We start from the raw sequence: 15,496 nt of genomic DNA, 5'->3' as shown, positions 1-15,496 counted from the left end.
AATGCTTGGAGGGCGGGGCACGTTGCCTGTAAACTTCCCGGCTGCATGGCCCCGTAGCTCAGCTGGATAGAGCGTCCCCCTCCTAAGGGGAAGGTCGCCCGTTCGAATCGGGCCGGGGTCACCAGAATTCAATGAGTTACGCCTCATTGCCCCTAGCCCGTCTGCTCTTATTCGGTCGGGTTGAGCCCGGCCTTGGCACAGCTGGCACACCTCGAGGCTGCCGTTGTTTATCCACTCGGTGGCTTCGTGGGCGAAGCCGTTGTTAGGCGATCTGTCAGATCCCTCAACAATGTTCGTGCGACGTGAAGTAACCTGTCCTATCTTCGCTAGGATGGCTTACTCATGTCGATGTCTTCCCCTCAATTTTTGACCTCCAGTGACGTCTCTAGCGTTGTCTCTCGCTTAGCCACTCGAGATGCCGTGCTGTGGATCCGGAAGTCGGCCTGCAAGTCTCCTGATGAATCAGATCTTGCCCGATTCGTAGGCCTGCCGTGGTCGATGGTTGTCGCTGAGGAGTACGACCGAAAGCTGGTTGAGGCAATTCAGCACGATGAGAGCGTGGATAGTCCGCTCGTTCGCCGGCGCGGATTCGTGCAAATCATTGAGAGCGATATCGGCAAGGTTGATCTTCCCGCTCGATCCCTGCCTCTACTTTTTCTCGCGGGCAGTGATCGCAGGTCGTCGGATAGCCTATTTGAGCAATCGATGCGCCGTATGGCGATGCTGGACCACGTCAGAAGGTCTTTTGCCAGCCATATCGTTGTTGTGGGTGGAGAGGATGCCACTGTCCCCCATGATATAGCCCAGATATGGGGAGCAGCATTTCAGCCATCGTTGACCGTGGTCTCTGACGTTGAGGGAGCGCCAGAAGCACTTGCCTTAGCAGCTCAACAGTACGGCAATCTAACCCTGATCAACTGCGGTTACGAAACCTTCGTACGCCGAGTCCTCCACCGATACATGGAGGTGTTTCCGCCCGATCGACTAATGGTCCGTGTCAGAGATCGGCGCGGAACCCCACGGGTTTTTGATCTGACGAGTTGCGATCAGCCAGAGCGACCAGTATTGGGTGACTATGACCTAATTCAAGAAGGTGACTTGGCCTCGCTGATGCCGGCGGAGCTATCTGACGAAGCGTTCACGAGTTTCTTCACAGGCGATGCCGCAAGCTGGCAGCCATACGCTGCGGGGCTACCTTGGCCTAGGGCCAATGTCGGCCGCAAGGAGTTGAGGACGCTGTTCCATCGGCTGGACGCATCGGGCCCGGAGGCGAATGCGATTGGCTTCGTGTCCTCCGAGCCTGGAGCAGGTGGAACGACGCTTGCCCGTGCGCTTGCGTGGGAGGCTGCCAGAGATGGCTACCCGGTGATGGTTGCCAAGCCCGTGCCATTTCATTTGAGTGCCCTGTCCCTAGTTGACTTCATGCATCGGGCGAAAGATGCAGTTGTTCACCCGGAGGGTTCGGAGCAGATCACGCCCGCCACTCAAGGTGAGCAAGACCTTTATGAGACTCCCTGGCTCATCGTGTTTGATGTAATGCACTGGCAGCACCGAGCCGCAGAGCTTGTTAGTTTCTCGCAAGAAATCAAGCGTTCTGGGCGGCCCGCACTCATTCTAGTTGTTACAGATGCGCAACTGCCTATTCAGTACCATAACCGCTCTGTATTCAAGCCGCTCGCGTCGCTGACGCATGTGCTTTCAAGTAGCGACGCGGGCGATCTGGGCCGCCACCTAAACGCGTTTCTCTCTTCGCGCGGTCTTGCTAAAACTGAGCATCAGTGGCAGGCCTTCTATCGCGCTCATTCCGTGGACGGCGTCAATGACGCGGCTTCCTTCTGGGTGGCGCTGTCGTTCTGGATCCGCGGGCAATACGACCTGGAGCAATCGCTACAGACCTGGATATTTAATCGATTTATGGCTGGTTGCCCAGGTAAAGAGTTGAAGCTGGCAGTTATGGAAATTGCAGCGCTGAGCGCCGAGAGAGTTCCCACGCCGGAAGGACTCCTTTATCAGTCATCTGGCCAATGGCCAACTTCGGCGTTACTTTCAGATGCACGGACCGATCTGGCTGCTGTAGGTCTGGTAAGCATAAATGGTGCTACCGGTCGACACTGGGCGCTCGTCCACGACATTCTCGGAAAGTACTTGCTTAATGCAATTTTCTTCGATCCAATGCTTCTTGATGAGCTCCAGCTATCGACAGCTAAGAGCGCAGATCATTTGCGCCTGATTCTCCTCGGGCAGATCGCGCGCAAGTCGGAGCTCGGCGAGAGGCGATACAGGTCGCTGGGTGAGGACTTTGCGACCACATTTCTTAAGATTGACCCAGATCATGGTCACTTTAGTTTCGCTCTGTTTTGGAGGGAGGCGCTTGGCATTCTCAATAGCATGCCAAGCACTTTGCGAGACTCCAGTCGTGTCTTCCGGCACCATGCCGCAATCTCTCGTAGGCGCATCGCAAAGCTAGGGGCGGCGGCGAATGTCACTGTTGAGGACAAGGTTGAGCTTCTCCAGCAGGCGGTGACCGATCTTCGATATGCGCTTGACTTTGTAGACCAAGACGAAGACTCAGAGTCGGATCTCAACCTTCTAAACTCGATTGCAAACGCGTATTTCGACCTTGCATCTGCCCAGGCCGAAAGTGGTGCAAGCAAGGACGTAGTGAATGCCACACGAGACCTTGGCTATACTGCTGCGGCCAGGGCATACGAAATTAGTCCGGCTAATCCTTTTGTGATCGAGACCCACGTCAAGAGTATTTTGGAGCGTGCGGCTGAAGATCCGCACGCTGCACCTGCACTCTGTGTCGAAGCGTTAAACGCGCTCTTTGCTGCTGCAGAGTCGAAGGATGTGCAGTATAGGCGCGATCAACTTGCGAAGATGGCCGATCAAGCGCTGAATCTCTTGCTGGCCCATGCTGTCCCGACTGAACGCAGCGGAGATGCGACGGCTCGGAGAAGCCCAGTTCAGGTTTTGGTCTCCGCATGGATCTCTCTATCAGCGAGTTTCGAAGGGGCGACCTTCTTTGACGCAGATGCTCTGGATTTCGATGAAATCGATAAGGCGCTTGAGATTCTGGCTGACCCCGCAGGTGCGGGGAATGCGCAGGTCCTAAGGCTAACGTTCGACCTCGTCGTGCGCCGCGATCCGCTAAATTTCGAACGTCAGCTTGATTTGCTCAACGAACTGATGTTCGTGGGATACCGGCTTCCTGCCCAGCTCCAGTTGGATAGGGCTGTTCTACTATATCAAGCCGGAAAAGCTACGCAGGGTGAGCGGGAGTTCAAAGTGTTACGCGCGCTTTGGCGAACTACTGAGCAGTATGTCTCGGTTCCAGATCGCCTCCGCTGGCTGCTTACGTCAGATAGGAAAGATCGACGCATTGTTGATGCCGTGGTCATGTCCGGATACGGCTCGCGCGCGCTGGCTAGGATTGCTGAATTCAACAACTCCAGTACTCCCTATCGGCCGGAGGAGCATGCGTTAAGTGCGCCAAAGCTCGGGTTGAGATTTAAAGCTTACGTCTCCTTCGGTCACAATGGGCCATTCCTCCGGCCGCTGTCTGCACTTTGGACTCATAGCTGATGGCTGAAGTGCTTGATCAAGTAGGCTTGTACGCTCAGTCGGCCGGTCTGGTGATTAGGCCAAGGACCGTTCTCGTTGAAGGGACCAGTGATGTCCAGTACTTCAAGATTGCGGCAGACTTGGAGGCCGCGTCCGGGGGAGCATCGCTGTTGGACGAATCGTTCTGCATTACTGCCGCCGGCGAGAGGGAGCAAGGCGGCGTCGACGGTTTGGTGCACCAATTCATAACGCTTAGGAATATTGGGAAATATTGCCTAGATAGGAACGGCCGGGCTGTTTACAGCTTTCTGGGTCTCTTCGACAACGATTATGCCGGGAGGCGTGCGCTTAGGCTGACTACAACTCTTAATATGGGAGTCCTGGAGTTCAAGGATGTTTTTTGCCTATTTCCAGTAATGAACGCCGCGGTCGGTGATCCTCCCGCTGTTGGCAGGGCAATTCACAATTCGAACCCTGGATTTTCTGGGATTGATTGGGAGATTGAGGATATGCTTGCGCCTGACTTTCTTAATGCCTTTGAGGAGTCATGTCCTTCTGCGGTTAAGAGCAAGGTCGTGTCACCTGGGAGCCACGTGCATCGCGAATATACAGTAGAGGGAAAGGCTGCGCTTCTGAGGTTTACGCGGCAGAACGCGATGAGAGCGGATGTTGACAAAATTGTCGCGGCGCTCATAGGGCTGAGGTCCTACATTCGCGCGTGACGCTGTGTCGGTCTAGAACTTGAGCTTTCCAACTGCTTGGTAGTCGCCTTCAGGAGTCAGATGGGCGTAGTATTTTTCTGTTGTAGCGTAATCCGCGTGGCCTGCTAGGACCTGCACTCTTCGTAGCGGTACACCGCCCATCACCAAGTGGGCGCAAAATGTGTGCCTTAGTCTGTGGAGGTGGCCACCTATGTGCGCGGCCTCGGCATCCTTTGCGAACCAATCCGACACCGTGTCCTTATGAACGGATACCAGCGGATCAGGCAGATGGCGCAGCGCCCACTTGGCATAGCGATTGAGGGGCACTTCGCGCCATTTGCCGGATTTGGTTCGTCCGGCACCTGTCTCGTCAGGTTCGCTCTCGACTAACAGTCGACCTGCGACCACCGAGCTCTTCTCTAACCCGATTACTTCGCCTCGGCGCAGCCCCGTGTGCGCCATAAATAGCCACAGTGGTGCCCGCGCAGGGTTCGCCCGATACAGCCGTCGCATCGCCGCCCGGTCATAGAACTTGACTGCCACGCTCCGCACGCCGCGAGGCGCCTTTACAGAGGCGAGCGGGTTCACGTCAAGCTCATTCCATTCGACGCCGCGGTTGAACGCCGCCTTCAGCCGTCGAATTTCCTTCCCCACAGTCTCCTTTGCCGCCTTGTCGTCCAACAGCCTGGCGCGCTTGTACTGCTCCACCTCGACCGCTCGGATGCTGTCGATTGGCCGATGGCCGAAACGCTCGATGAAGCGCTTCACCTCACTCCTGGCCTTCGAGATGGTGGTAGGGTGCTCGGCCTCGTACCAGTCCAGATACCACTCCAGGTAGTCGCGAACCTTAGGCAGTCGCGCGAGAATACGGACCCCATGCGTCAGCTCTGCTTCTTTCGCTGCACGAATTCTCTCCGCCTCACGGGCGTCAGGTTGCCCAATGGACCTGCGAAAGCGCTCGCCGCCTTCCACCCAGTCGAGGTAGGCCTTGCTGCCGCGCCAGTAGAGTCGAACCTTTGCCATTCCTCTGCACCTTCGATCGCGGCATAGAGAGCCGCCTTTTCGTACAACTGCTTTCCCATGAAGCGGCGGGGCGTCAGCCCATAGCCCATGGCGTTCTTCCTGAACTGGCTGTTTGAGACGCCGCAGTAGTGGGCGGCCTCCTCAACGGTCAGCCAATCCTTCCCTGATAGATCGAGCCTTTCAGCGGCGCCCATTGGCGCCTCCTGCGGCCTTCCTCCTGGCCGGCGCCTGCTCGGCGAGGCTCAGGTTGAACTGCACGACGTTGTCGGCGACGGCCGGTAGGGCTGTCGCCCGTGCGCCGCGTGCTGGCCGGTTGAGGCGGTGCCAAGCTGCGATGGCCTTGTCGGGGGCTGCATGCTTGCTGGTCGACCTGCAGGCGCACTCGACCAGGTGGCCATCGCCGGCGGACGCGCAGCGCTTGTCGTGGATGTGGCGCGCGCGGTGGCCGGCGGCGCAGTTCGGCAACCCTTCCGGGTGGCTGATATGTTCCTGGGTCATGGCGTCGTGCACTCCTCGATGTGGGCGACCAGCTTTTCCAGCAGGAAGGCAGCTTGCGCAGCGCCAATTACGCGGTGACCGTCATCCATGGCTGGCTTCCTTCGGGCATTGGTTGCAAGGGGCTGTGTGAGGTGCGCGCAAGGAGAACCTGGTGCCTCGCACGTGCTCGCCGGGGCGGATCACGACGTGGCCGCACGACAAAAGACATTGGAACCGAGCGGAGAGAGCGCTTGCGCCTGGCGAAGCAACGAACTGCGCGCTGGTGACGTTGCGTACTGGTGCGGCGGTGGGGAGCGGCCCAGCCGCCAGAGTGGATGCTGTCGCCTTGCCGAATTCAGCTGTACAGTGCTGCAAGTCCCCTACCGCGCTCGGCCCATGACTACCCGTGGCTTTCATCGAACCCTGCGCGGTTTCCACAATGGCTACCATTTCGTGCTGACCATCACCAGCAGCGTGGATGACGTTTTCTCGTACACAGCCGAAGTCGACGGCATCGCTGTCGAGTTGCGATCCGAGGGTGTGATCAGGAGCAAGGGCGACGCTATGCAGCTCGGCATGGCTGCGGTTGAGCGCTACGTGGCGGGTCTCGTCCCCAATCGCTGAAGGCGCGCTGGTAGAAGCCGTGGAGAGCAGCTGGTCAGCCATGGGTCGAGCCCTCCACGCGTTCCCACCAGTTCATTCCTTGGTGGCACCACGGCTGGTAGCGCTTCACGATGCCGGCCTTTTCCATGCGCTTCAGCTCCTTCAGTGCGGCCGGCGTGGTTACGCCGGCGGCTCGCGCGATGCTCGGTGTGGATTGCACCCGCCGCTTGTGCGCCGTCTCGGAGCGCTTGAGGAACAGCATGATTTCTTCGGGCAGTTCAGCCATTGCCCACCCCCTGGCTGTCGAGGACGCGCCGGGCAGCCTGCAGGTCTACGTCGTTGGCTTCCATCACATCGACCGGATCGCAGGTGCCGCCAAGATCCAGGATGCGATCCCGGCCAGACTCCAGCAGGCGTACGTAGGCTCGATACAGCGCCTTGAAGTCGGCCAGGTCCACGGCCTGCGCGGGCCGGGTGTCGGTCTGCCCCATGGCGTACGCTGCATCGGCACGGCAGTTCGCGCAGTTCGCGTCGACGGTGAAGACGTAAGGCCGGTTCGGCTTCAGGCTGACGTGGCGCAGCTCGCAGATACGCATTTGCATCGGCGGCTCCCCCACCGGCTGGCGGGCGGCGAGGGCGCCGGCCAAGATCTCGACGCATTTGTCGTCGTCGGCAATTTCTCCCAGCTCATCGAATAGCTTGCGTGCGTGATCTAGTAACGCATCCCCCTGACCACCCGGGGAGGGCTGGGCGGAGAGGGCGGCGAACACGGCCTGAGCTTCCTGAGCGTTCACCGACCAAAGCCCTCGGCCGGTCTTCTCCAAGATACCGAGCGTGGTCAGCGCATCAATCATCGGACGACCGCAACTGTAGTCATCACCGCCGTCGGCGCAGTCGATGACGTGGCGAGTGGCGTCCCGCAAATCTTCGAGCGGGCGCGGGATGGCATCCCCCAGCCTCACCCTCCCACCGGGCTGCACGTCCGCCAGGGTCTTGTTGTCGTTGCTCATGCCTGCATGTCCTTGCTGTTGGTGGAGCGCGCGCTGTGCGCGGCGAGGTGTTCCCAGCGTTCGGCTTCGCCCAGGTAGTACTGGTGGCGTTCCTGCCGCACGGTGGCGGTGAACTGCACATCGCTCAGTGCGCGCTCGGCGGCGGCGCGGTTTGCCGCGGCCATGCGGGCTGGGTCGTGATCGAAGATGTCGAGCTGATTACGCACGCTGGACTCCTGGAAGGGATTGCCGGCTGGTGGAACCCGGCCGGCGCGGGTTCCCTGCGCTACAGGGGGAGAGCGCAGGGCAGGGGGTCAGTAGTCGGTGTCGGTGATCGGATGGCGATTACGCTGTGCCTCGCGGCGGCGCCGGTCTGCGTCGCGCTGCCGATCGGCCTCGAACTCCGGCCATGACTGCCGGGCATCCTTGATGCCGCGCCAGGCGAAATAGCCGATGCCGAACAGCACGGGCGGGAGGAGGGAGCCGGCACCGGTGTAGATGGCGCGCGCGAGCAGCGCCAGCAGCAGGCCGACGACGATGGCGCAGTAGAAGGGCAGGGCCAGGTGGCGCATCAGCGATCCCCCTGAGCCGTCGCACGGACAGCTGTCCTTGAGTAATTCAGTTGTTGGCCTGCCTTAGCCTCCGCAGCCTGTTGCTTCACGCGGATTTGACAGTACGATTGTGCGCTGATCGTCTCCTCAGGAGCTTGGATGTACGTCGAGGTGTACCGCCGCTCAGGGTTATGGGCCCAACTGACTGGCACTGTTGGCTGGCGATGGCGCCTGCGCACATTCGACGGCGTGACGTTAATCGACGCACAAGAGACTTTCTCGGACCGGGGCAGTTGCCTTGCACTGGTGGCCCTGTTGATTTCAGGGCTCAATGCTCGTGTCGTGGACTCGCAGGTCAAGCGTGTCCTGCGCCGGAGTGGTGATAATTGGCTCGAGGGTGAAGAGTTCAACCCAGCCGTGCTTTGAACGGGAAGCGGAACGCTCATCTTGTTGGCGCTCATGCAGCACCTGCCTGTGAGCGTGCTGCGCGGCGGGCCGCAGCGACAGCGCCTGCAGCGCTCTTCCCCTGCCGCAGGACGGCATTGGCGGCGAGGCTGGCGGCGGCGACGACCTGGTAGGGGAGGAGGCCCCAGCGGCGCCCGGCGCGGGCGACGATGCCGGCTGCTGCAGCAGCGCGCCGAGCGTTGGAGTGGTGAGCGAGGGCGGCGCTCATGCGGCGGGGCCTTGCTGCGCGGCGCGCAGCTGCTTTGCTGCGTCCTGCAGCTGTTGCGCGTGCAGTTCAGCCTCGTGGACGGTCAGGTGCAGGCGGGCGGCGCCCATGTCTGCGATGACACGCTCGCTGACAGGGTCAGCGGTGACTTTCATCTCTGCCGATCGGCAGCCCAAGGAAAGGGTGGCCATGCATGGTCTCCTGCGCCCGGCCCCGGGATGGGGTTGCTGGGCGATGGCCGTAGATTAGGAGTGGCTAATCCAACAGTCAATAGGAGTGGCTAACATTTTTATGAATTCGCGGAGGCGCGCGCTTGGAGTCGCTGGGGCGCCTTCCGTGGTTCCAGCCGCAGAGGAAGTTGAGCCAAAGTGGACATACACGACCATCCGCGCTGCCGCCGTCCGACAAGCTGACAGGCCCTGATTGCAGATCAGAAAAGGCCCCGTTAGACGGGGCCTTTGCTTTCGGAGCCAGCCATGATCCCTCTAAAACTTCCTCAATCCCGCGTGGATCAGCGCTTTTCCTAAGATGCTGACATCACCCGGATCGGGGCGGTATGCCGGGAAGTCGGTGTTCACGCTGACCACGTACAGTCCATCTCCGCGCTTCTGCAGCATCTTGATCTGCGTCTCGCCACCGATGTTGATGAGATAGTAATCGTCACCGTCGAAGTAGTCGCAGCTGGTGTCGATCCAGACAATGTCTCCATCTTCCAGCTTTGGTCGCATTGAAGGCCCGCGACCGGTGATGATCTGGATCCGACCAGGCTTGGGCAGGTAGCCGAGCTTGCGGCGGACCTCCCACTCCGCGACCTCTATTGTTTTCACTACCTCGGGGTAGTCCTGGTTGACGATCCCTGCACCCATTCCCGCGCCCCCTTCAAACAAGTCGAAGCGAACATAGCCGGGAGTCGTCTCAATGTGAGCGACGTATGAGACAGGCGCTTCGCGCACACCGGTGTGCATGGGCGCGTGCATGGCGCCTTTGCCTGTGGCAAGCCAAGTCTCGCTTACGCCCAGCGCCTTTGCTGCGGCGAGTAGGTTCTCGCCTCGAAGGAACTTGGCCTTTCCGCTAAACCAGCCGTTGACGCTAGGGGCGGAAATCCCCACGCGGCGGGCAAGCTCGGCCTTAGTGATCTGCGCATGCTCGATTGCGAGCGTCAAGCGTTCGGCAAGAGTCGTCATTAGGAAAGGCTAACGGCTATTGAATTAGGACTGGCTATTGACCCGGGCATTAGCTAGTCCTAATCTTCGCCTATGGACAACCTTACTGCTTCCGAGATCATCGACCGCTTGGGTGGCACCACCGAGGTGGCCCGCATCTGCCGTATCAAGCCGCCGTCTGTCAGTGAGTGGCGTACCAGTGGAATCCCTCCAGCGCGCCGTCAGTTCCTCGAATTGCTGCGGCCGGAAATCTTCAGGGGATCCAGCAACGCGGCCGACGTTCGGCTGGTGCACAGCCGCATAAGTAAGCGCGCGCTGCGCGCCAAGCTGGGCCTGGGCAGCGACAAGCAGTTGGCCAAGGTTTTGCAGCTGCCGGCGGAGCAGGTGAGCGGCTGGGCGGATGAGGACATGGTCCCGGCGCTACCGCAGGTGGAGAACCTGTTGAACATGCAGCGCAGGGCTGCCCCCAGTGAACTCGAGGACTCCGATGCAGATCGCATCGTCAGCGTGGAGGTCGCCTGAGATGACCGTGACGCCTGTACCGCTATCGCAGCAGGCACCTGTGCTTCCCGGTGCCTGCTGCGAAGCCTTTCTACCAGCAGATTGGCTATTCGCCGTCCACTGCGATCGCAATTGCCGCCAGAAGCGCCTCTGCGGTGTTCCCGTACTGGACGAGCGCTGGTCGATGAGCCCCCCTTCGAGCGGCTTCCGTTGCTCCCTGTTCCAAGACTCTCCGTACTTCTGTCTGCACTTCTGCAGCTGGCTTGCCCCACGAGCGGAGGGTTGCGCTCAGGGTGGCATCCAGCGCGAGTGCTCTGCCCGCCGTCTGGTGAAGCCGTTCTTGAGTCGACGCCAGCTGCAGCTTCAGCTCTTCGATAGCAAATCGCGTCTCGTCGTCCATGTCGCCCTCCTTGTGGGCTGTTGTTGGCACATCCAGCGTAGCGCAAAGGAGGCGACGCCCGTCGTCCGTGAGTTGTTGATCTCCATGGCGCTCATCGTGCGCCACCCGGGCCCGGCCCGAAACCTTGAAACACAGCCTTCCCCAAGGTGACCCATGACCTGCCGTACATCCGCACTCAACTGGCTCGACGTTCTCTACAACTCCGTGCGTAAAACGCCCGGCGGTGTTGCGGATGCGGCCGCATTCCTGGCCGACCGCCGCGGCAAGTCCATGCACCCAGAGACGCTGCGCGCGAAGTTGCGCGGGCTTGAGGGTGAATCGGTGACGCTGGAAATCGCCGAACTGCTGACCGAGTGGATGCAGGAGAAGGCAGGCGGAAGCGATTACGCCCTGGACTGGATGCAGGCGCTGGCCGGGCAGTTCGGCATGGCGGTGGCCACCGTCCCACCTCCGCCGGAGGGCGGCTGGTCGGACGAGATCGGGGCCATCCAGACCAAGCTGCTGGAAATCACTACGCGGGTTGGGCGCTTGTCGGGCACCGCTGTGGAGGCGATGGCCGATCACCACATCGACAGCGACGAGGCCAAGCTGATGGTGGAAGAGGCCAATTCGCTGATCACGATGGCGCACCGGCTGATCCGCAACGTGTCGCGCGCTGCAGCAAAGGGGAGGGTGCGTCGATGAGCCATCCGGCCCGCGTAACCGACCTCAGCACCAGTCACGAGGCCGCCCGGTACGTCGTTCAATCCGGCTTGCAGGGTGACCAGCAGGCCGCAGCGGCGTCTGCAGTGAAGCGCCATCCTGGCCTGACCAGCCTTGAGCTGGCCCAGGAGACCAGCTTGTGCCGCTATGTGCTGGCGCGTCGTCTTCCCGAACTGGCAGAAACCGGCCGTGTTTGGCGCGGCCCGAAGAAGCCCTGTTCCGTGTCGGGTCGCAGTGCCTGCACCTGGTGGCCGGTTGCGCCGGGCTCCAACTTCAACTTGGCAGTCTGAAGAAATGATCAAGATGACCGCATCGGCGCTAGGATCTGCCGTACCTCAATGCTCGAAGGAGCGAGACCTTGGCCGACCCGACCATTCTGAAAGCGCTGCAGACCGTTGCGAGCGCAGGGGGCATGTTCCTCTTCAGCATCGAGGCACCGTTCGGTGCGAGAGAGGCATTCGCAACCGCCGAACAAGCCGCAGCGATAGCGGCCGGGGAACTGCATACATCCGCTCTGTTGGGCCTGACGCCTTCCGAGTACTACGACTGGATCGAGTGGGGAGGCCGTGTGCAATGCAGCGCCCACACTGGGGCCGGGCAACGCTGCCGGAACACTGTGACCGGAGCGGCGGACGAGGTGCCCGCTCGGTGGAAGTCGCTGTACGACCAGCAGCCCTACTGTCGGGTTCATGGCGGGGAGTAGTCTGCCCTGAGCAGAACACCCGGGGTGCCCTGTGAGCGCCCGGGTAACGGGCCTGGTGTTCTCCAGGTATCCGGGGAGCGGCGGGGAGCTGCTGCTTGCGTTGGCATTGGCCGACCACGCGCATGATGATGGAACGCACATCTTTCCGTCGATCGCCAGGCTGGCACACAAGACGCGCCAGTCTGAGCGCTCCGTGCAATACCAGCTGCGCCGCATGGAACAGGCTGGTTGGTTGCTGCTAGTCAACTCTGGCCGCGGTGGCCGCCGACGGGGTTTCGAAGAAGGTGGCGTCACCCGCGAGTATCGGATAAATCCGGCTTGGTTGAAGGGTGCAGAATTTGCACCCTTTGATGAGTCTCCCGTGGAACATCTCGGGGTCTCGATTCAAGGTCAACCCGTCGTCCAAAAGGGTGCAGATTCTGCACCCTTTACGGATACCTCGAAGGGTGCAAAAAACCCTCGTCAAGGGTGCAAAAAAGCGTCGCGAAGGGTGCAAAAAGTGCCCTCAAAGGGTGCAACAGCTATTGCACCCGAACCAAGAGCAACCAAAAGCAACCAAGAGCAACCCTCACACCGCGAGTGTGAGCACGAGGCCGATCCGCTGGCGCTGACCCGGGAGCAGGTCGACCGCGAGCTGGCCGGTTTCGGCAGCACGCCGACCGGCGTCGACCGCGAGCAGCTGGCCAGGTTCGTCCGCCACCGCGCCGCGATCCGCCGCCCGCTCTCGGTCCAAGGCTGGCTGCAGGTCCGCCAGCAGCTGCTGGACCTGATCGCCACCGGCCACGACCCAAACGAATCCCTGAAGCAGACGATGGCCGCCGGCCTGGCGCTGCCGGTGACCCCTGTCGCCCAGCATTCCGCAGGAGCAACCCATGCAAGCCCTCAACACGGTTCTGCCGACCGCACCGAGCAGCTCGAACAGCAGTTCTACGCCGAACGCCGAGGCGGTGGCCACGGTGGCGGCGCTGGGTTCGAGCCAGGCGATGTCGTCGACGTCGAGTTTGCCGTCGTCGGCTGAGCCGCTCAGCGATCAGCAGTCGGCCTACCTGTGGGAGTTCTGGAAGCAGATGACGGCCATGTTCCCGGGAAAGTGGGAGCGCGAGAACGGCGCTGCGCCGTTCAAGAAGGACGGCAGCCTGACCATCGCGGCCGGCACGTGGTTCCAGGTGCTGAAGGGCCGCAGCCGGGCCCAGCACGCGCGCGGCATGGCCTGCTGCCTCACCGAGGGCCGGGAGTGGCCGCCGAACCCACCGAGGTTCCTGACGATGTGCCTGGACATTCCGGTCATGGCGGCGGTGGAGCGGGAGATGGCGCCGGGCCGGCCGCAGAGCGGCTTCACGGTGCTGGTGCGGTCGCTGCTTGACCTGCACGTCTACGCCTCGGCCGACCACGGATCCCAGCAGAGGCGGATGTTGGAGGAGGCCTACACGCGCGCTGTCCAGCACGTTGTCGACGGCAAGCCCGTGCCGCAGCCGGTGCTGGCGATCGAGCAGGAGAAGCACGGCGTGCGGCCGGTGCGTGACCGGGAGTCGGCGCGCGCTGCGATGGAGCGGGCGGCGGCCGAGCTGAACTTCGATGGTGACTGAAGCGGAGCTGGCCCAGGCGGAGCAGGCCGGCCGCTGGGCACGCGACGCATGCCGCAGCCGGGAATCGGCACCGCGGTACGAGATGGGACTGGACGGTGTGACGCGGCGACGCCGCTGGCAGGCAGGGTGGGACAAGCGGGACCAGGAACTGAGCGCCGCACGGCGCAGCACGACGAGGAACAGACGCTGATGGACTTCACCAACTACAGCACGCGCAGCAGGTTCGCCAAGGAGATCAATGCCGGTTACTCGGCGCGGCTCAACGACGGGCAATGGTGGGACAACCCGCACCTGGTCTGGATCGAATGCGAGACCGAGGACGGCGCCCACCGCAGGGCGGGGCCGCTGAGCGAGAAGGCGGAAGCCTGGCAGCACGGCTGGTGGCTGGCCGATCAGGGCGCGCGCTGATGTGGTCGAAGGCACCACCGCCGACCAGGGCAGAAGCGGCCCGGATCGAACTGGCCAAGACGGGCCCGTGCATGGCCTGCCTGGCGCTGCAGATGCAGGGCCTGCTGGACCCGGAGTTGGTGGTGTACGGCTGCGACTACAACCACGCCAAGAGCGGGAACCTGCGGCGCGGTCACATGGAGGGCTACGGCCTCTGTAAGTGGCACCACATGCGGCATCCGATGGAGGGGAACACCTTCGCGACGATGCGCCAGATCTACGGCCCGAGCCTGATGGATGGCTCGCGGACCTTCCACGAGACGTACGGCTCCGACGACGAGCTGATCGCAAACCAGACCTACATCAATGAACTGAGGGCGGCAGCATGAAGAAGACGAAGGCCATGGCGCCGAAGATCAACCCCCAGCGTGCGCCCCGCGAGCGGCGGATGGACCACAACACGGTGTCCCGGCCCAGGCGAGCCAAGGCACGTGTGCTCGCCGATGGCCCGGCCGAGACGGTGGAGCAGTTCAAGGCGCGCGGCGGAAAGGTGCAGTACCTCGCGGCCAGCTGGGACCGCGCGGCGTGACCGGTGCCGCACCGAACGACCACCAGGCGCGATCGCGCGCAGCACGAGCAAACCATCAAGGGGAAGGCGCATGGATATGAACAAGGCACGCGAACTGCTGGCAAGTCGCATGGGGCCGGCCACGCAGAGGTTCGACGCATTCGGCGGCGGCGGACGCCCCGAGCTGACGACGCAGGACATTGCCGCTGCCATAGCGTATGTGCAGGACGGGCTTGGCCGGGAGCTGATGGAGGCGCTGTGGTGGCCTGAGAGCGCTTCTCGCCGCCGCGAGCATCTGCGCAAAGCGGTAATCGGGCTGGTAGCCCCGGAGTTCATCCGGCAGATGCACGACCTGGCTACCGCACGAACGGAGTTCGGTATCGCCAAGGCGTGCATGGGGTGGGGTGGCAGCCAGGTGACGGATGCGCAGCGGCGCGAACTACAGAGGACCGAGAACGCGCTGGATGAGGCGCGCGCTGCAGCCTGGCCGAACAACACCATGGAGCAGCTTGGGGTACTGGCCCGCGCAGTGATTGCGGAAATGGCCAGCTGTGGCTGCTGCAAGACGTGCCAAGGCACGCGGGTTCAGGCCGCGCCGACGGGGAGCGGAGTCGTTGAATGCGAAGCATGCGGCGGCGTGGGGCTGGAGCAGCTCAGCGGCCGCAAGCGTGGTGCGGCGATCGGTGCCGACGACGCGGCGTATCGGCGGTTCTGGCGTCCGGTGTACGAGTGGATGCTGGAGCGCATGCGAAGTGCGGAGCATGTTGCTGCCGAGCAGTTCTCCCGGGCACTGAATCGCGCTGCGTAGTGAGGACTTGCAGGGTCCGCAGATTGGCAGGCAAATTGACCACCATCCAAACGCAAGCCCCGGCCCAGCCGGGGCTTTTTCTTTGCCCGCGTCCCAGCCG

General features: G+C 62.0%; 23 protein-coding genes and 1 tRNA gene. 15 read left to right on the top strand and 9 right to left on the bottom strand.

Annotation, left to right across the window (positions count from 1 at the left end):
• The first annotated feature begins 47 nt into the window (after positions 1-47).
• The 3 genes from AC5P8F_RS10885 to AC5P8F_RS10875 all read left to right on the top strand — a co-directional run bounded on the left by AC5P8F_RS10885 (position 48) and on the right by AC5P8F_RS10875 (position 4,286).
• Positions 48-124, top strand: a tRNA-Arg gene (locus AC5P8F_RS10885).
• A gap of 218 nt (positions 125-342) precedes the next feature.
• Positions 343-3,585, top strand: a complete 3,243-nt coding sequence (locus AC5P8F_RS10880) for a hypothetical protein (RefSeq protein WP_495228139.1) — start codon at positions 343-345, stop codon at positions 3,583-3,585.
• Entirely contained in the window at positions 3,585-4,286 is a 702-nt protein-coding gene (locus tag AC5P8F_RS10875; protein ID WP_495228137.1) for a hypothetical protein, read from the top strand. The genes AC5P8F_RS10880 and AC5P8F_RS10875 overlap by 1 nt, the downstream gene beginning before the upstream one ends.
• Positions 4,287-4,298: 12 nt before the next feature.
• On the opposite strand, the gene AC5P8F_RS10870 is transcribed toward AC5P8F_RS10875, so the two are convergent.
• Both AC5P8F_RS10870 and AC5P8F_RS10865 read right to left on the bottom strand, forming a co-directional pair.
• Entirely contained in the window at positions 4,299-5,288 is a 990-nt protein-coding gene (locus AC5P8F_RS10870; RefSeq protein WP_495228135.1) for a tyrosine-type recombinase/integrase, read from the bottom strand.
• 180 nt (positions 5,289-5,468) lie between these two features.
• Positions 5,469-5,786 carry a hypothetical protein gene (locus AC5P8F_RS10865; protein WP_495228133.1) on the bottom strand — a complete coding sequence of 106 codons (318 nt, stop codon included), beginning with the start codon at positions 5,784-5,786 and terminating at the stop codon, positions 5,469-5,471.
• 375 nt (positions 5,787-6,161) lie between these two features.
• On the opposite strand from AC5P8F_RS10865, the gene AC5P8F_RS10860 reads away from it, so the two are divergent.
• The gene (locus tag AC5P8F_RS10860) at positions 6,162-6,389 is read left to right on the top strand and encodes a hypothetical protein (protein ID WP_495228131.1); all 228 of its coding nucleotides are present in this window, start codon (positions 6,162-6,164) and stop codon (positions 6,387-6,389) included.
• Between the two features lie 34 nt (positions 6,390-6,423).
• Here the strand turns inward: AC5P8F_RS10860 and AC5P8F_RS10855 are convergent, their stop codons facing one another.
• From AC5P8F_RS10855 to AC5P8F_RS10840, 4 genes are all read right to left on the bottom strand, one after another.
• Positions 6,424-6,654 carry a helix-turn-helix domain-containing protein gene (locus AC5P8F_RS10855; protein ID WP_197556853.1) on the bottom strand — a complete coding sequence of 77 codons (231 nt, stop codon included), beginning with the start codon at positions 6,652-6,654 and terminating at the stop codon, positions 6,424-6,426.
• On the bottom strand, positions 6,647-7,378 hold the full coding sequence (locus AC5P8F_RS10850) for a hypothetical protein (RefSeq protein ID WP_495228129.1): 732 nt from the start codon (positions 7,376-7,378) through the stop codon (positions 6,647-6,649). Before AC5P8F_RS10850 ends, AC5P8F_RS10855 begins: the two co-directional genes overlap by 8 nt.
• On the bottom strand, positions 7,375-7,584 hold the full coding sequence (locus AC5P8F_RS10845; RefSeq protein WP_197556855.1) for a hypothetical protein: 210 nt from the start codon (positions 7,582-7,584) through the stop codon (positions 7,375-7,377). Before AC5P8F_RS10845 ends, AC5P8F_RS10850 begins: the two co-directional genes overlap by 4 nt.
• Positions 7,585-7,671: 87 nt before the next feature.
• On the bottom strand, positions 7,672-7,929 hold the full coding sequence (locus AC5P8F_RS10840) for a hypothetical protein (RefSeq protein WP_495228128.1): 258 nt from the start codon (positions 7,927-7,929) through the stop codon (positions 7,672-7,674).
• A 138-nt stretch (positions 7,930-8,067) separates the two neighbouring features.
• Here AC5P8F_RS10840 and AC5P8F_RS10835 point away from each other — a divergent pair, with 138 nt between their 5' ends.
• On the top strand, positions 8,068-8,334 hold the full coding sequence (locus AC5P8F_RS10835) for a hypothetical protein (protein WP_495228126.1): 267 nt from the start codon (positions 8,068-8,070) through the stop codon (positions 8,332-8,334).
• A gap of 243 nt (positions 8,335-8,577) precedes the next feature.
• On the opposite strand, the gene AC5P8F_RS10830 is transcribed toward AC5P8F_RS10835, so the two are convergent.
• Together AC5P8F_RS10830 and AC5P8F_RS10825 are read right to left on the bottom strand one after the other, a co-directional pair.
• Complete coding sequence (locus AC5P8F_RS10830) at positions 8,578-8,769, bottom strand: hypothetical protein (RefSeq protein WP_495228125.1); 192 nt, start codon at positions 8,767-8,769, stop codon at positions 8,578-8,580.
• Between the two features lie 294 nt (positions 8,770-9,063).
• Entirely contained in the window at positions 9,064-9,762 is a 699-nt protein-coding gene (locus AC5P8F_RS10825) for a LexA family transcriptional regulator (protein ID WP_495228123.1), read from the bottom strand.
• Between the two features lie 72 nt (positions 9,763-9,834).
• On the opposite strand from AC5P8F_RS10825, the gene AC5P8F_RS10820 reads away from it, so the two are divergent.
• On the top strand, positions 9,835-10,263 hold the full coding sequence (locus tag AC5P8F_RS10820; RefSeq protein ID WP_495228121.1) for a hypothetical protein: 429 nt from the start codon (positions 9,835-9,837) through the stop codon (positions 10,261-10,263).
• Between the two features lie 85 nt (positions 10,264-10,348).
• Here the strand turns inward: AC5P8F_RS10820 and AC5P8F_RS10815 are convergent, their stop codons facing one another.
• Entirely contained in the window at positions 10,349-10,642 is a 294-nt protein-coding gene (locus AC5P8F_RS10815) for a hypothetical protein (protein WP_495228119.1), read from the bottom strand.
• A 153-nt stretch (positions 10,643-10,795) separates the two neighbouring features.
• On the opposite strand from AC5P8F_RS10815, the gene AC5P8F_RS10810 reads away from it, so the two are divergent.
• The 9 genes from AC5P8F_RS10810 to AC5P8F_RS10770 all read left to right on the top strand — a co-directional run bounded on the left by AC5P8F_RS10810 (position 10,796) and on the right by AC5P8F_RS10770 (position 15,396).
• Positions 10,796-11,326 (top strand): phage regulatory CII family protein, encoded by a 531-nt coding sequence (locus AC5P8F_RS10810; protein WP_495228117.1) that lies wholly within the window; start codon positions 10,796-10,798, stop codon positions 11,324-11,326.
• A complete protein-coding gene (locus AC5P8F_RS10805) occupies positions 11,323-11,634 on the top strand; it encodes a winged helix-turn-helix domain-containing protein (RefSeq protein WP_495228115.1) in 312 nt (103 codons plus the stop codon). The genes AC5P8F_RS10810 and AC5P8F_RS10805 overlap by 4 nt, the downstream gene beginning before the upstream one ends.
• Positions 11,635-11,702: 68 nt before the next feature.
• Complete coding sequence (locus AC5P8F_RS10800) at positions 11,703-12,047, top strand: hypothetical protein (RefSeq protein WP_065179345.1); 345 nt, start codon at positions 11,703-11,705, stop codon at positions 12,045-12,047.
• A 31-nt stretch (positions 12,048-12,078) separates the two neighbouring features.
• Positions 12,079-13,065 carry a helix-turn-helix domain-containing protein gene (locus AC5P8F_RS10795; RefSeq protein WP_495228113.1) on the top strand — a complete coding sequence of 329 codons (987 nt, stop codon included), beginning with the start codon at positions 12,079-12,081 and terminating at the stop codon, positions 13,063-13,065.
• Positions 13,031-13,633 carry a hypothetical protein gene (locus AC5P8F_RS10790; RefSeq protein ID WP_495228112.1) on the top strand — a complete coding sequence of 201 codons (603 nt, stop codon included), beginning with the start codon at positions 13,031-13,033 and terminating at the stop codon, positions 13,631-13,633. Before AC5P8F_RS10795 ends, AC5P8F_RS10790 begins: the two co-directional genes overlap by 35 nt.
• A 189-nt stretch (positions 13,634-13,822) precedes the next feature.
• Positions 13,823-14,041 (top strand): hypothetical protein, encoded by a 219-nt coding sequence (locus tag AC5P8F_RS10785; protein ID WP_495228110.1) that lies wholly within the window; start codon positions 13,823-13,825, stop codon positions 14,039-14,041.
• Positions 14,041-14,409: a Ref family protein gene (locus tag AC5P8F_RS10780; RefSeq protein ID WP_262217157.1), complete on the top strand. Its 369-nt coding sequence runs from the start codon at positions 14,041-14,043 to the stop codon at positions 14,407-14,409. The genes AC5P8F_RS10785 and AC5P8F_RS10780 overlap by 1 nt, the downstream gene beginning before the upstream one ends.
• Positions 14,406-14,609 carry a hypothetical protein gene (locus tag AC5P8F_RS10775; protein ID WP_495228108.1) on the top strand — a complete coding sequence of 68 codons (204 nt, stop codon included), beginning with the start codon at positions 14,406-14,408 and terminating at the stop codon, positions 14,607-14,609. Before AC5P8F_RS10780 ends, AC5P8F_RS10775 begins: the two co-directional genes overlap by 4 nt.
• Before the next feature lie 70 nt (positions 14,610-14,679).
• On the top strand, positions 14,680-15,396 hold the full coding sequence (locus AC5P8F_RS10770) for a hypothetical protein (protein ID WP_495228106.1): 717 nt from the start codon (positions 14,680-14,682) through the stop codon (positions 15,394-15,396).
• The last annotated feature ends 100 nt before the right edge of the window (positions 15,397-15,496 follow it).

It is taken from the genome of Stenotrophomonas sp. YJH_SMC_69 (assembly GCF_059370495.1).
The sequence above is the reverse complement of the archived record's forward strand: the minus strand, read 5'-3'. Positions and strand labels throughout refer to the sequence as shown.

Coding starts and splice junctions, on each gene's coding strand:
- AC5P8F_RS10880 (WP_495228139.1), top strand. CDS start 343: ATGTCGATGTCTTCCCCTCAATTTTTGACCTCCAGTGACGTCTCTAGC.
- AC5P8F_RS10875 (WP_495228137.1), top strand. CDS start 3,585: ATGGCTGAAGTGCTTGATCAAGTAGGCTTGTACGCTCAGTCGGCCGGT.
- AC5P8F_RS10870 (WP_495228135.1), bottom strand. CDS start 5,288: ATGGCAAAGGTTCGACTCTACTGGCGCGGCAGCAAGGCCTACCTCGAC.
- AC5P8F_RS10865 (WP_495228133.1), bottom strand. CDS start 5,786: ATGACCCAGGAACATATCAGCCACCCGGAAGGGTTGCCGAACTGCGCC.
- AC5P8F_RS10860 (WP_495228131.1), top strand. CDS start 6,162: ATGACTACCCGTGGCTTTCATCGAACCCTGCGCGGTTTCCACAATGGC.
- AC5P8F_RS10855 (WP_197556853.1), bottom strand. CDS start 6,654: ATGGCTGAACTGCCCGAAGAAATCATGCTGTTCCTCAAGCGCTCCGAG.
- AC5P8F_RS10850 (WP_495228129.1), bottom strand. CDS start 7,378: ATGAGCAACGACAACAAGACCCTGGCGGACGTGCAGCCCGGTGGGAGG.
- AC5P8F_RS10840 (WP_495228128.1), bottom strand. CDS start 7,929: ATGCGCCACCTGGCCCTGCCCTTCTACTGCGCCATCGTCGTCGGCCTG.
- AC5P8F_RS10835 (WP_495228126.1), top strand. CDS start 8,068: ATGTACGTCGAGGTGTACCGCCGCTCAGGGTTATGGGCCCAACTGACT.
- AC5P8F_RS10830 (WP_495228125.1), bottom strand. CDS start 8,769: ATGGCCACCCTTTCCTTGGGCTGCCGATCGGCAGAGATGAAAGTCACC.
- AC5P8F_RS10825 (WP_495228123.1), bottom strand. CDS start 9,762: ATGACGACTCTTGCCGAACGCTTGACGCTCGCAATCGAGCATGCGCAG.
- AC5P8F_RS10820 (WP_495228121.1), top strand. CDS start 9,835: ATGGACAACCTTACTGCTTCCGAGATCATCGACCGCTTGGGTGGCACC.
- AC5P8F_RS10815 (WP_495228119.1), bottom strand. CDS start 10,642: ATGGACGACGAGACGCGATTTGCTATCGAAGAGCTGAAGCTGCAGCTG.
- AC5P8F_RS10810 (WP_495228117.1), top strand. CDS start 10,796: ATGACCTGCCGTACATCCGCACTCAACTGGCTCGACGTTCTCTACAAC.
- AC5P8F_RS10805 (WP_495228115.1), top strand. CDS start 11,323: ATGAGCCATCCGGCCCGCGTAACCGACCTCAGCACCAGTCACGAGGCC.
- AC5P8F_RS10790 (WP_495228112.1), top strand. CDS start 13,031: ATGTCGTCGACGTCGAGTTTGCCGTCGTCGGCTGAGCCGCTCAGCGAT.
- AC5P8F_RS10785 (WP_495228110.1), top strand. CDS start 13,823: ATGGACTTCACCAACTACAGCACGCGCAGCAGGTTCGCCAAGGAGATC.
- AC5P8F_RS10780 (WP_262217157.1), top strand. CDS start 14,041: ATGTGGTCGAAGGCACCACCGCCGACCAGGGCAGAAGCGGCCCGGATC.
- AC5P8F_RS10775 (WP_495228108.1), top strand. CDS start 14,406: ATGAAGAAGACGAAGGCCATGGCGCCGAAGATCAACCCCCAGCGTGCG.
- AC5P8F_RS10770 (WP_495228106.1), top strand. CDS start 14,680: ATGGATATGAACAAGGCACGCGAACTGCTGGCAAGTCGCATGGGGCCG.